This window comes from Actinomadura rudentiformis, assembly GCF_008923185.1.
Taxonomy (GTDB): domain Bacteria; phylum Actinomycetota; class Actinomycetes; order Streptosporangiales; family Streptosporangiaceae; genus Spirillospora; species Spirillospora rudentiformis.
On sequence record NZ_WBMT01000004.1, the window covers coordinates 137,476 to 150,285 of the forward strand.

General features: G+C 67.9%; 13 protein-coding genes. 6 read left to right on the top strand and 7 right to left on the bottom strand.

Translation table 11 applies throughout. From position 1 onward, the window contains the following. The first annotated feature begins 78 nt into the window (after positions 1–78). The gene (locus tag F8566_RS09850; RefSeq protein WP_225993021.1) at positions 79–1,101 is read left to right on the top strand and encodes a polysaccharide deacetylase family protein; all 1,023 of its coding nucleotides are present in this window, start codon (positions 79–81) and stop codon (positions 1,099–1,101) included. Between the two features lie 171 nt (positions 1,102–1,272). Here the strand turns inward: F8566_RS09850 and F8566_RS49745 are convergent, their stop codons facing one another. Beyond that, positions 1,273–1,437: a hypothetical protein gene (locus F8566_RS49745; protein WP_192809606.1), complete on the bottom strand. Its 165-nt coding sequence runs from the start codon at positions 1,435–1,437 to the stop codon at positions 1,273–1,275. 175 nt (positions 1,438–1,612) lie between these two features. On the opposite strand from F8566_RS49745, the gene F8566_RS49750 reads away from it, so the two are divergent. Together F8566_RS49750 and F8566_RS09860 are read left to right on the top strand one after the other, a co-directional pair. Continuing rightward, positions 1,613–2,800, top strand: coding sequence for a hypothetical protein (locus F8566_RS49750; RefSeq protein ID WP_192809607.1), 1,188 nt, complete (start codon positions 1,613–1,615; stop codon positions 2,798–2,800). Between the two features lie 270 nt (positions 2,801–3,070). Continuing rightward, complete coding sequence (locus F8566_RS09860) at positions 3,071–3,610, top strand: DUF1062 domain-containing protein (RefSeq protein WP_225993022.1); 540 nt, start codon at positions 3,071–3,073, stop codon at positions 3,608–3,610. Between the two features lie 127 nt (positions 3,611–3,737). Here the strand turns inward: F8566_RS09860 and F8566_RS09865 are convergent, their stop codons facing one another. Next, positions 3,738–4,637, bottom strand: coding sequence for an NAD(P)-dependent oxidoreductase (locus tag F8566_RS09865; protein ID WP_151559725.1), 900 nt, complete (start codon positions 4,635–4,637; stop codon positions 3,738–3,740). A gap of 78 nt (positions 4,638–4,715) precedes the next feature. Here F8566_RS09865 and F8566_RS09870 point away from each other — a divergent pair, with 78 nt between their 5' ends. Continuing rightward, entirely contained in the window at positions 4,716–5,279 is a 564-nt protein-coding gene (locus F8566_RS09870; protein ID WP_151559726.1) for a MerR family transcriptional regulator, read from the top strand. Between the two features lie 349 nt (positions 5,280–5,628). Here F8566_RS09870 and F8566_RS09875 read toward each other — a convergent pair whose 3' ends face one another. From F8566_RS09875 to F8566_RS09890, 4 genes are all read right to left on the bottom strand, one after another. Then, complete coding sequence (locus F8566_RS09875; protein ID WP_151559728.1) at positions 5,629–6,675, bottom strand: hypothetical protein; 1,047 nt, start codon at positions 6,673–6,675, stop codon at positions 5,629–5,631. Further along, on the bottom strand, positions 6,672–7,049 hold the full coding sequence (locus tag F8566_RS09880) for a PadR family transcriptional regulator (RefSeq protein WP_192809608.1): 378 nt from the start codon (positions 7,047–7,049) through the stop codon (positions 6,672–6,674). Before F8566_RS09880 ends, F8566_RS09875 begins: the two co-directional genes overlap by 4 nt. 577 nt (positions 7,050–7,626) lie before the next feature. After that, complete coding sequence (locus F8566_RS09885) at positions 7,627–8,295, bottom strand: hypothetical protein (RefSeq protein WP_151559730.1); 669 nt, start codon at positions 8,293–8,295, stop codon at positions 7,627–7,629. Between the two features lie 190 nt (positions 8,296–8,485). Continuing rightward, positions 8,486–9,958: an MFS transporter gene (locus tag F8566_RS09890; protein WP_225993024.1), complete on the bottom strand. Its 1,473-nt coding sequence runs from the start codon at positions 9,956–9,958 to the stop codon at positions 8,486–8,488. 109 nt (positions 9,959–10,067) lie between these two features. On the opposite strand from F8566_RS09890, the gene F8566_RS09895 reads away from it, so the two are divergent. Then, entirely contained in the window at positions 10,068–10,736 is a 669-nt protein-coding gene (locus F8566_RS09895) for a winged helix-turn-helix transcriptional regulator (RefSeq protein ID WP_151559732.1), read from the top strand. Positions 10,737–10,836: 100 nt separating this feature from the next. Here the strand turns inward: F8566_RS09895 and F8566_RS09900 are convergent, their stop codons facing one another. Then, positions 10,837–11,325, bottom strand: a complete 489-nt coding sequence (locus F8566_RS09900) for a pyridoxamine 5'-phosphate oxidase family protein (RefSeq protein WP_225993025.1) — start codon at positions 11,323–11,325, stop codon at positions 10,837–10,839. Positions 11,326–11,529: 204 nt separating this feature from the next. Here F8566_RS09900 and F8566_RS09905 point away from each other — a divergent pair, with 204 nt between their 5' ends. Further along, positions 11,530–12,507, top strand: coding sequence for a C39 family peptidase (locus tag F8566_RS09905; protein WP_225993026.1), 978 nt, complete (start codon positions 11,530–11,532; stop codon positions 12,505–12,507). Positions 12,508–12,810: the final 303 nt, after the last annotated feature.

A 12,810-nucleotide genomic window follows, 5' to 3' on the forward strand; every position in this document is an offset into this window, starting at 1 on the left:
ACGACACACCTTTGGTTGATCTTGCCCGAGAGCCACACCGGCAAGACCAGAGGCATGAAAGCACGTGTCATGTTCTGTGTGACTTCCGTGGTGTTGGGCGCCTCCATGCTGAGCGCATGCACGGAAGACAAGAAGCTCGCGTCGGACGCGAAGCTGGAGAAGGCCAAGGCTGCCAAGGCCGCGGCCCACGCCAAGCTCTCCAACGCCGCCACCGCCAAGGCGAACGAGGTCGGGGACATCCCGGTGCTGATGTACCACCGGATCGTCGCGAAACCGGCTGTGGCGGATGACCGCACCCCGGCGCAGTTCCGCGCAGAACTGGAGCGGCTGGCCAAGGAGGGATACGTACCGGTCACCGCCGCCGAGTACGTGACGGGACGGATCAACATCCCGGCCGGGCGGCATCCCGTGGTGATCACCCTGGACGACTCCTCGCCCTCGCAGCTCACACTCGCCGCGAACGGCGAGCCGACCCCCGACAGCGCAGCGGGCATCATCCGCGAAGTCGCCAAGCGGTACCCGGGTTTCCGGCCGGTGGCGACCTTCTATGTCATCCGGGACCTGTTTCAGCTTCATGACAGCTCCGACCAGCGCCAGGCGCTGGCGTGGCTGGCGGCCAACGGATTCGAGATCGGCAATCACACCAAGGACCACCTGGACTTGAGCGGCAAGAGCCAGGACCAGGTGACCCAGCAGATCGCTGCGGGGCACGCCCTCATCACCGGGCTGGGCGCCCCGGCACCGATAACGCTGGCCCTGCCGTACGGCAACACGCCCCGGAAGCCGCAGTGGGCCGCAACGGGCCGCGCGGGTTCCACTTCCTACGTCAACAAGGGTGTCTTCCGTGCGGGCTACACACCCGCGCCCTCGCCGTTCGCCGCTCGTTTCGATCCCCTGGCCATCCCGCGCATCAGAGCCGGCAACTCGGGCGGCAATTGCGAACAGTTCTGCTCGCAGGGCTGGCTCGACTCGCTCAAGCAGAACCCAGCCGACCGCTACACCTCCGATGGCGCACCCGACACCATCGCCGTTCCGGCCCACAAGGCCGAGGAGGTCAACAACAAGCTCCGCACCAAAGTGCTGGCCTACAAACCGACCTGACCCACCGGCTTTGAATGCGTAACCAACATGCAGGACGACGTCCAAGCCGAACGGCGCGCTGTCCACGCGAATGAGAAGGGGCCCGGACGCGTCGTCCAGGCCCCTCTCACAAAGACCAGGCGCGACTACTCCATGTTCACGCCCGAGCGGTAACGGCAGCTTCAACGCTCCTCACGGCGTCAGCGGCCTTCTCATGCCCTGCGCGCCTTCTGCCAGGACGGTCGATTGGGTGTCGGAACCCTGCGCGGCCTCGGTCTGCACGGCCCGCGACACGTCCCAGCCGTCCGCCAGCATCAGTGCGGCGGCCAGCAGCATGCCCAACAGCAGCAGCACCACGGCGGAGAAGCGAGGAACAACCAGAGCTCTTCGCATGCGATCCCCCAGGATCGAAACCAGCTCACCGCTGCACTCGAACAAACCAAGCCGATCGCTGGATCGCCTGACCCCGGAACCGGCTGCACGTCCCGTTCGTCGGTATCGGCGGACCATTCGTGATCAACGAGGAGCCGCCGTGCAGCCGGATCATCCCGAAGAACTGTGGAACGAGGCGGCGGCGCACGCGTTGCTGGGCGCCGCCCTCCCGACCGAGCCGATCATCACGTTCGAGGAGGACGGCGGCGGGCTGCGGCGGGTCGAGTTCGGCAGCGGGAGCTGGGGTGTCGCGTGGGTCGAGGGCGGCCGGGCGGTCACCTACGGCTACGACCTCGACTACAGCACCGCCCGACATCAGCTTCCTCCCGTGGACCTGCTCGCGGGCGCGCCGGACTGGTTCCCCTGGGACTACGTCCACGCCGCCCAGAAGGACATGCAACTCGTGTCCTGGGTCTACTGGTGGGATGGAGAGACCTGGGAGCGGGCCGAGTACCCCGGTGACATGAACGGCGGTCCCGACTCGGGTAGCGAGTCGTCTTACGACGGCTACGCGGACGGCTGCGAGGACTGGGACGAGGCGCGCGAGGCCTACGACGCCCTCATGACGGCCGTCAAGGCCCGCGCCGTGGACGCGGCGACGATCGAGGCCCTGTACGCGCCGTTGGAAGAGGACGTGCGCCCGTCCGACCCTGCGGCGACGGTCGCGCGGGTGCTGGAGTTGGCGCGGCGGCTCGGCGCGACGCCCGGAACGCCGCGGCCGCAGCTCCCCGCCGGGACCGGCGAGCCCGCCGGACGGCGCGTGCACATCATGGACCCCGAGCAGGTGGAAGGAGCGATCGCGAAGGCGATGCGGAACGCGTCCGAGCTGGACCGTCCCGCGCCCACCGTCGTACCGGACGAGGTCGCCGCGTGGGTGCGCGCGAACCTGGGCGAGACGTCCATCGAGGTCGCCTACACAGGCTCGGACAGGCACGGTTACGACTACAAGCTCGGCACCGGGTGGGGGAGGATGGCAGACGCCGAGCTGTCCGCGCTGCTGGACGCGTGGCGGGAGCGGGAGGCCGACCCGGAACGCGGCCGGTGGACGCACGCCCGTATCACGGTCACCGCCGACGGGTTCACGGCTGACCGCTCCTACGACCATCTGCCCGCCTGGTGGGAGGGCTTCCGGCTCCACCTCCCCGGGCTGCGCGCGGAGATGGCGTCCCGTGCGCCGCAGTGGCGTCCGTCCTGGAGCGCGCTGCTGGATGACGACCTGGCCCTCAAGGGCGCCCCGCTGGAGCTGGCGTGGCGGCCCGGCGAGCCGTTCCAATCACTGGCTCTCTGACAGGGGCGTTTGATCCCCGGAAAACCGTTTGAGCGCTTCTTTCGCGTTCCTGTAAGTTGCCCGCGGCCCCGTCGTAGCGAGGACAGAGGACAAGACCGCGTGACCCCGCCTGCTCTTTAGACCTGACGCCTTCTTCCGCTCACCTTCAAGCCGACGGTCCCGTTGGCTCTGCCGGGCTGCCCATCTGCGCCCGGCCATACAGCGTCTGAGGCCGCGCGTAATCGGCCTCGTGTCAGGTCTAGAGAGCTCATGTCTTCACAACCTCATACCGTGCTGCCCTGGGTCGTTCGTCGGACCGGGCTGCCTCTGCTGTCGTTGCGGTGCGCGGCCTGCCGGTCGGAGTCGGCCACCACCGGCGAGGGCAGGTTCCGCGTCAACGCCAACGGCAAGCTGCTGGATGTGTGGCTGCTGGTCCGCTGCACCTCCTGCGATCGGACCAGCAAGCTCACCGTGCACGAGCGAGCGCCGGTCAGATCCTTCGATCCGGCCGAACTCGACGGCTACCGCGCCAACGATCCGGAACTGGTGGCCGCCAGGTTGCTGGATCCGCTGCTCGCCCGGCGCAACCGCTTCACCCTGGACTGGGAAGGAGCCTGGCGGCTGGACACCCCGTCGCCATGGCTCGACGAGGGGTGGCCGGTCCAGGTGGAGGTCGTCTTCGACGATCCACTACCGGTGCGCCCGGAACGGCTCATCGCGCAAGGACTCGGCCTCAGCAGGAACCAGGTCATGCGCCGGATCAAGTGCGACATACCGCTGCACCGCACGACGACCGCCGGATTCACCTTCACCGTGATAGCCGGGAACTAGCAGGGAGGTAGCCGCAGCGCGCACCATCCCTCAATACGCCACGCCCTGGGGGCGGCTTCGACTGCGCGGAGCCGCTCCTGGGCGGCAACGGTGCGCGGCGGGGCGGCGTACGTGGATCGAACGGCCGTCATGCCTTCACCGGCGAGGGCTTCCGGAACAGTTCGATCATCGCGGCGTAGCCGTCGCCGCCGTGTCCTTCGGCGATGGCGCGGCCGGCCAGAGTCTTGAAGAACTTCGGTAGCTCGGCGTTGACCCCGAGGCTCTCGCTTTCGTGGGCAAGGAGGTTCATCGCGGCCACGTGGGTGTCGATCGTCGCGTCGGGGGCCGGGTATGAGCCTTCGTCGATCTGCTGCGCGTACCCGGACAGCAAACCGGACATGGTCGCGATGTACTGCTGGGCGAACGGATCGAACGTCGAGGCGTCCACGCCCGCCGTACCGAGCAGGGCTGCACCGTACAGAAAGCCGTTCAGGATGCTCCACACCAAGCTCACCCCGGCCCCGGCGTACAACGAGGCCAGGCCGTGGTCATCGCTGAGGTACATCGCCCCCTCGCCGAGGTTCCGCAGGGACGCTTCGTGCAGCTCGAAGGCCGAGCGTGGGCCGCTGTAGAGGATGAGCGACTCCGCCGTGCCGATCTGCTGCGGGATGGACATGATCGCGCCGGCGAGGCAGCCGGCTCCCCGCTCTGCCGCCCACTCGGCGGTCTCACGCGCCTCCTGCGACGTGCCCGAGGTCAGGTTCACCAGGACCTTGCCGTCAAGGACGTCGGCGATGGATTCGCGAAGCCTGTGAACGGCGTCGTGGTCGGTGACGCAGATGACCACCAGCGGGCTGGCCGCCACGGCGTCCTTTACCGAGTCGGCGAGCTTGGCGCCCTCGGCGACGAGCTGGTCGGCCTTGGCCGCCGTACGGTTCCACACGGTCGTCGGGTGTCCCGCGCGCAGGAACGCTCCGGCCAGCGCCTGCCCCATCAGGCCCAGGCCGATGACCGTCACCGGCGTGAGGCTTTCTTCGCGGCTCCGCATTGTTGACTCCCTCTGAGTTGGAACAGATGGAAGGATCATGAACGTTCACACCCATATGAAGGTCAAGGGGAGGCAGAGATGTTGATCGGGGAGCTGAGCCGGCGCACCGGAGTCCGTACGCATCAGCTGCGCTACTACGAGGCGCAGGGCCTGCTCGAGCCGAACCGCAGCACGGGCGGCTACCGCGAGTACGCCGACGACGCCGTTCTGACCGTGCACCAGATCAGGAAACTGCTCGCAGCCGGGCTGTCGACCGACGACATCGCCCTCATGCTCCCCTGCATGACCGGGCCCGACCCCGAGCTGGAGCCGTGCCCCGAACTTCTGGACGGTCTGCGCGCACGCCTGCGTGGAATCGACGAGCAGATCGACACCCTCGCCCGTTCCCGCCAGGCCCTCGCCAATTACATCGAAACCACCGAGCGGCGTGCGTCGAAGGAGTACGAGCCCTGCGACTCCACCGCCCAGTCGCAACCATCCACCCGCGCTGGGGCCATTGCTCCCTCTGACCATCCAGGACGACGTCGCCGCCCTGATGATCAAGCTCGTCCGGGACGCCTTAGAGGCCCTGCAGACCCCATGACCAGTGCGTCCCCGGCCACCGGCGCTGTCCCAACGCGGTTGGCCCGGCGGGCGCGCTAGCGGCAGGTCGCTCCGCAGTGCGCGCGGGGGCGTCATGGCGGTGTCAATCGTCTGCTCGCTTCCGGGGCCAGCACACATCCGGGTGGTCGCCGTAAGCGCGGTGGCGATCTGGCTGCGCCTTCACTCCCGCCGGTCCCGTCCCCATTGAGCTGTAGGACGAAACTCGCCTTTCGAGCTGCCGGCCCGGACCGCTCGACGTTGCGGGCCGGGCCTGCCAGCGTTCCGCATCTGCAAGGACCATCGTGATCGGCCACGCCATCCGGCATGCTCGACTTCAGATTGCTGACCCTTCCGGTGCGACTGGATCTGCGGCATCACCGCCGGAGGCCGTACAGCCGGCACTCGGTGATCAGGCCGGGGTTCGTTCGCTCCTGCGTTCCCGGTTTCTGGACGAGAGTTCCACGAGACGGACGCAGAGCATGGCCAGGGCAAAGCCGATCAGGCCCTGCGCCAGCAGGCCAGGGAGGAACGGGTAGTCGCCGGATGGCCACTCGTAGAAGTGGAGGATGAGGGGCGCGCCGCCAAGCGCCAGCAGGGCGCAGGCCCGGCGGCCCTGATGGGTGCGCGACAGCACAGCGGTAATGGACACGACGGTCGCGAGCGCGGCTGCCAGTTTCAGCCCGCCCCAGGTATCGGTGAAGGAGATCAGACCGACGACGTCGTCGGTCCTCGTCGGGCCGAGATCCCCCTGGTAGATCAGTGTGAAAAGCGGCGACGAGGTGAGCGCGATCAGGACGGTCGCCATGGCCGCCGCCACGGCGATGCGGCCACGGCCCAGCAGCCGGGCGCCATGGCGCAGTCCCGGGGACGCGATCAACGATGCGGTGGCCAGCATCGCCACCGGTAGCGGGACGCCCGCCAGCGAGGCAGCCAGCGAAGACCACGGACCGTCCGCGAAACCCGTCCCGTACAGCGCCAAGACGACCTGGGCGGTGGTCACCGCGCACGCCGCGAGCGCGGCGGGGCGGCGCGAGCCGCGCCAAGCCAGGAACGCGATGACGGCCCACGCCAGCCAGTACGGGCCGGTGCCAAGGTAGACGACCAGCGTCCGCAGCGGGGGTTCGCCGTCCTCCAGTCGCTCTGCGACGACCAACGACATTTGCGGTGCGTTGACGGCGAACCGCACACCATCGGCCACCAACATCAGCGTCGCCAGGAATCCGGCGATGGCGAGCGCTCCCGGCCAGGCGGACCCGGTGTCGCCGTGGACGGCGCGTCGCAGCCGGATCCGGACAGCCCCGTAGAGCAGGTCGGCCGCGTCGGCGACGGAGGGCCGGGTCTGCCCCGGACGCGCCGCCGACAGCAGGACGTCCAACATCTCCTGCTCGTGCGCCGAACGGTGGTCGGTGGGATACCAGGCCAGTAGGCGACGGTAACGATCCTCGATCGTGCTCAACGAAGTCCCCTCTGAAAGTGTGCGGCGAAGGCCGGAGCGGTGCCGCCACCCCGGCGCGGGAAGGCGGCCAGACGGCGGGCCGCGACCTCCGTGCGGCGGCGCAGCGCGTCGACCTCGGCGGCGAGTGCGGCGGCGCCGTCCTCGGTGAGCCGGTAGTAGCGGCGCAGCCGACCGTCCACGACCTCTTCGCGGTCGGGGGCGATCAGGCCCTCGGCCTGCAGCCGGTCCAGCGCGGCGTACAGCGTGCCGGCGCGCAACCGGGTCCGGCCCGCGGAGATCCGTTCGACATCGGAGATGATCCCGTACCCGTGCTGCGCCCCGTCTGCCAGCGCGGTCAGGATCAGGAACGTCGGCTCCTGCATCGCATTACCCATGTCATCTTTATATATCGACCATCTGACTATCTGCAAGATCAGCGAGACCCGCGGACTCACCAGACAGCCGACCCGTGCAGGCAGGCGTTCACGCGAGATCTGGCGACCAGATCCAGAAGGAAGCCTGGGCGATAACGCACGGCCAGACGACACACAGCGATCGGCCCGGGCAGGCGGCGCACGGCCGCGCACCTCTACCGACACCGCATCCGTGCTGGCGGCGGCGCCCGTGCCCGTGCCTTCGCATCGCTAGGCGACGGTCTCATAGCCAGCCACATCGCGGTCGCCGTCAGGAGATGTTTCGATCCATATTTTGGGCTTTGGTTGAGATGCTCTTGTCGGCGAAGCGGACACAAGACGACATAGGCCCTGGCGGTTACACGGCAACCAGTCGCCAGTGCCCGTCGCGCGCTAGGGAACACGCGCGGGAGTCGGTCCGGTCCTGTCGTCTAACACGGACCCGACCAGAGCAAGACCCCGGCAGTTCACAAGGCTGGACTGCCGGGGTCCTGCCTGCAGCCGCAGTTGCGGACCTATGCGGAACGTGCTGGCGCCGAGTGCCGGGGCGGTGGTCGTTTCAGACGTCAGCGGTGAACAGGGGCGGCGTTGTGCCCTCCAGCAGGCCGGTGCGGGTGGCCATGTCCAGCGCGGCTTTGACCCGTGCCGGGTCGGTGGCGACCTGCGGATTGATGGCGGCCAGCAGGGCGATCACATCGTCGGGGTGGAGCCGGCGGTCCTTGGCCCGGTCGAGGAATCCGGCGACGGTCCGGCCGGCGTCTTCAGTACGAGGATGATCCTCGACCAGCATGATGGTCAGTTCGGCCTCGTCGGCCAGGAAGGACAGGGACGCGTCCAACCCGTCGTCCTCCAGGTCCTCGGGGTAGGGGGCCCGGTGCCATGCTCCGCCGGTGTACCAGTAGACAAAGCCCAAGGCCCGGGCGCGCAGGTCCTCTCGAAGCTGTGGCCAGGACAGCCGATCAGGCAGTCCGGCCAGCAGGTCCACAGGTTCGTCCCCCAGATGCGTGTGGCTGAAGTCGTCCTGTCCGGAGAAGACCGCCTCCTCGTCGGGCGACAGGGTGAGGGTCCACCACCCAGCGCCGCTGGCATCGGAGTTCAGCCCATCAGGTCGCAGCCGGACCACGTTGGCGGACAGCAGCCCCGCGGCGCAGGCAATGGCCGTCGTGGCCGCGCGGGCCCACAGGACCCGAGGCTCCTCCAGATCGCTCGGCTCTCCCGGTGTGTGCATTCCAGCTCCCATGCTCATCGAAGACGAAGGCCCCGCCGGTACCCCGGCGTCGGCCATGATCTTTGATGTGAGGTGCAGGGGCTGGGTTCCGGCCTTCCCATGGGCGGCGCACGGCAGGGCGGTCGGCTTTGGCTGAGGGAGGCGAGCAAGGTGTCCGGGCACGCCCACGTACGGCCAAAGCCGACCGCCTTTACGCGTGGTGCGTCGCGGGTTCGGGTACTGCGACCTCTGCGGGACGGTTGCGGGTCAGGATGAACAACGCCACGGCAAGGCCTAGCACCGCGAAGACGGCGGCCACTCCGAACGCGGCGCGCAGGCCGTCGTTCAAAGCGACCACCGAACCGGAGGGGTCACCGGGCTCGGTCGCCGCGACACGGCCCACCGCGACCGCCACCGAGGTGACCGTGGCGATGCCGAGTGCGCTTCCGATGTTGAACAGCGTGTCGACCAGGCCCGCCGCCAACCCTGATTCCTCCTCCGCGACGCCGGTGAGGGCGGCGATCTGCGCGGCGACGAAGGAGGCGCCCATGCCTGGCCCGAAGACCAGCAGACCCCACACCATGTCAGCGGCGAACGACCCGTTCACGGACACAGGGATCAGCAACAGGCACCCAGCGCCGATCAGCAGCGTGCCGGCGATGGCGATCGGCCGGATGCCCAGCCTGGTGACCAGTGCCTGTCCGGCGAACGCGCCGACGACCGACATCACGGTCATGACCGCGCTCATGAGACCGAACTGCAGTGCCGAATACCGGAGGACCTGCTGCGCGTACAACGTGAGCGGGAACAGCATGCCGTCGACGGCCAAGCCCACCACCAGCATCAGGAGGTTGCCGCCCACCAGGGTGCGGTTGCGGAAGATCCTCAGCGGCACCAGGGGAGCGGTGGATCGGGCCTCCACGAAGACGAACAGTGCCAGGACGGCGAAGGCGGCGACGAGGAGGCCGATGGTCGTGGCGCTGGCCCAGCCCGACTCCGGCGCCTGGATGACGGCGTAGGCGATCAGCAGCGGAGCCACAGTGATCGTGACGGCGCCGACGACGTCGAACTCTCTGGTCGCCGCCCGCTCCCGGCTTTCTCGCAGCAACACCGGGGACAACGCGAGGATGACCACGCCGACCGGGACGTTCAGGTAGAAGATCCACTCCCAGCCCAGCGCGTCGGTGATCAGCCCGCCGAGGAGCAGTCCGGCGGTGGCGCCGACTCCGCCCAAGCCACCCCAGACTCCGAGCGCCTTGTTCCGTTCGGCGCTGTCGGAGAAGGTGGCGACGACGATGGACAGCGCGGTGGGGGCCATGATCGCCGCTGACAGCCCCTGGAGGGACCGGGCCGCGACGAGCACCTCCGCCGACCAGGCGGCACCGCACATGATCGATGACGCGACGAACAGCGCGAGCCCTGCCATGAAGACGCGCCGCCTGCCGAACAGATCGGCCATGCGGCCGAAGAACAACATCAGGCCGGCGAAGGTCAACGCGTAGGCGGTCAGCACCCACTGCACTCCCGTCACCGTGAAGCCCAGGTCCTGCTGCATGGACGGGATCGCCGTGAGGACGATCGTCGCATCCAGGATGACCATGAAGAACGCGGCGCCCAGCAAGGCGAGTGCCTTCCACCGCCGCGGATCCTGCCCGGGCGGGGCGCTGATCGATTCAGGTTGCACGATCTCCTCCGAGTCCTCAAAAGCAACAGATTGATAGTAAATTACAACTAAGAATCTCTGAAGCACAACGACTTAGATGTAATGAGGGACGAACCGGTAGACTGATCCTGTGGCAGGGAAGCGCTCCTACCAGGACGGTTGCGCGGCGGCGCACGCACTCCAGCTCGTCGGAGATCGATGGGCGCTGCTCGTCGTCCGCGAGCTACTGCTCGGCCCCAAGCGGTTCACCGACCTGCGCAACGGTCTGCCGGGCGCGGCACCGAACGTCATCTCCCAGCGGCTACGGGAACTCGAGGCCTCAGGGGTGGTGCGCAGGCGCACCCTCGGCCCCCCGGCCGCCTCCAAGGTCTACGAACTCACCGATTGGGGCCTGGAGCTGGAACCAGTGGTCATCGCCCTCGGCCGCTGGGGCAGCCGTTCCCCCTCGATGCTGCATGACGCCCCACTGAGCGTTGACGCGCTCGTGCTGGCGCTGCGCACCCTGTTCAGCCCCGCGGCGGCGCGCGGGCTCACCGGCAGCATCGGCCTGCGGTTCGGCCTCGACGAGTTCGCCGCTTCGGTGTCGGACGGCCAGTTCCACATCGAACGCGGGGACGCCGCCGCAGCGGACGCGACCATCGTCGGCGACTCGGCGACCGTCAACGAGATTCTCTGGGGCGAACGCGACCTCGACGACGCGGTCAAGGAGGGCGCTCTACAGGTGGAGGGGGACACAGGCCTGGTCCGCCGTTTCCTGGAACTGTTCCCCTTGCCCGAACCTGCAGCGCTTGCAGACTGAGTGCACCGGAGACCGGCTCCGCACAGTCACGTGCTGATACTTGGCGTGGCTTTCCGTTCCGCCGCTACATCCCACAGAGGCCGGGCAGTCTGAGACCACCTCAGTCGACTGGGTTATCTAGCCATCGGCCGTCCCGCATGACCGTGCGCCCAACGAATTCGTGAAAGCCGTTCCAGACCTGGATGCGCCTGGGGTGCAGGCGTAGGTAGACGAACGTGCCCTCCGGGTAGGTACGGGGGTCTGTTGAGACTTTGGCGTAGTGCTCGGCGATGCCGGCGTCGATGTCGGGGACGCCCATAAGCGACGCACTGGTGTCGATCATGATGACGTCGGCGGTGTCGCCGAGAGCGACCCGCGCTTGTGGGTGGGCTTTGATGTTGGCGACAGTGCGGCTCTCAGCAAAGGTCGCGGTATACAGGGCCGAGCCGTCCCAGGCATAGGCCACGGGGATCAGATGCGCACCATGGCCGTCGCTGCCGGTGGCCAGCCACATCTGGAAGCCGGTTTCGAGCCGGTCCCGAGCATAGGCCCGCCGCTCGGACAGGCTGCGCGGGACCGGGATTGAGGCGAGTTCTTCGTCGGCGTGCACGACGATCCTCCTTCACGTGGATGCAAGTTCTCCGCCCTGTTGGGGGCTTTGCCCTCTAGACGAACGGCGCTGCGCGCGCTTCGACACATCGCCGGACCATTCGTCAGCGGGCGCTGCGTCGGCCCGCGGTAACAGGCACAGGCCCATCACATACAGCATGAGCTATCGGTGGCGTTTTCGCTCAAAAATTGAGAGGGTCATCCCGTGATCGATCTTTCCTATATCGGTTCAGGCCCTTATTGCTATTCGAGTTGCCTGGCGATGATGCTGGGCGCCGAAGCGCCGCCGGTCGCGATCATTGAGACGGTGACCGGCAGTCCGTTCGGCATGCAATTGGTCGGCGGCACGCTGCCATTCTTCGATCCCTATGGATGGAACCCCGAGATCGGTGTTGACAAGGCGCTCGCCGCACTCGGTTGGACCGCGGAGACCAGCAGCGGAGGCGCGTCCGACACGGCACTGGAGCGTCTGGCCTCTTATCTGGCCCACGGCCCGGTCATGGCCGGTCCCATCGAGATGGGATATCTGCGTTACCAGCCGGGCAAGACCGGCCCGATAGGCGCAGACCACTACCTCACCGTCCTCGGCATCAACAACGATCAGGTGATCGTGCACGATCCCCAGGGGTATCCCTTCGCCCCCCTCCCGCTCGACGACTTCCTCAAGGCGTGGCAGGCCGACACCGTCGACTTCGGCGAGCCGTACACGATGCGTACGAATTTCACGCGAGCCAGGCTTGTAGGTATCAAAGAAGCCCTTACCACGTCCATTCCTCATGCGGTGAACTGGCTGCGCGTTGATCCCGATCACGCCATGCCGCCGGGAAGTTCAGGCAACGGCGACGCCGCCCTGGCCTTGGCGGCGGCGCTGGAAAGCGGCCGCGATGAGGGGCTGTACGAGCACCTCATCCACTTCGCGATCCGCGTAGGTGCACGACGTGTGACCGACGCGGCCACCTGCCTGCGCGAGATCGAGCGGACCCAAGCGGCGACCGTCATGTTCCGGCAGGCCCAGCTGATCGGGTCCCTCCAGCAGTCGCTGGCCATCGGCGACAACCGCACCGCAGCCCACACCCTGCGCACCCTTGCACCCACCTACGACACCCTCCGAGCCGAACTCCAGCACAACCCCATCCCGCCGCGCCCCAGCACCGAAGACGCCGCCAGCGACCACACCCGCTGACCAGCCCGCAGCTTGCCAGACAGCACCCGACAGACACCGGCCAGATGATCGCTTCCAGCTACTTCGCCCTGGTGCCGCGCCCTTGAGGGCGACCTGAGCCGAACGGCTCGTCGCCGACCAGATCGAATCCTCACCACCCATCTGAGCTTTCGGCCATGACTCGGCAGAACGCCCGGGAGCGCAGCGGCGATCTGCTGGGCGCGGCGACACGGACGGGCTGAGACCGGATCGCCTGGTCGATCTTCGGACGCGGCACCGCGTTCGCGTAGACGGACCGGCGATCCGACCGCATCGCCGGTAGCC

Coding starts and splice junctions, on each gene's coding strand:
- F8566_RS09870 (WP_151559726.1), top strand. CDS start 4,716: ATGTTGATCGGGGAGCTGAGCCGGCGCACCGGAGTCCGTACGCATCAG.
- F8566_RS09885 (WP_151559730.1), bottom strand. CDS start 8,295: ATGCACACACCGGGAGAGCCGAGCGATCTGGAGGAGCCTCGGGTCCTG.
- F8566_RS09880 (WP_192809608.1), bottom strand. CDS start 7,049: ATGGGTAATGCGATGCAGGAGCCGACGTTCCTGATCCTGACCGCGCTG.
- F8566_RS09865 (WP_151559725.1), bottom strand. CDS start 4,637: ATGCGGAGCCGCGAAGAAAGCCTCACGCCGGTGACGGTCATCGGCCTG.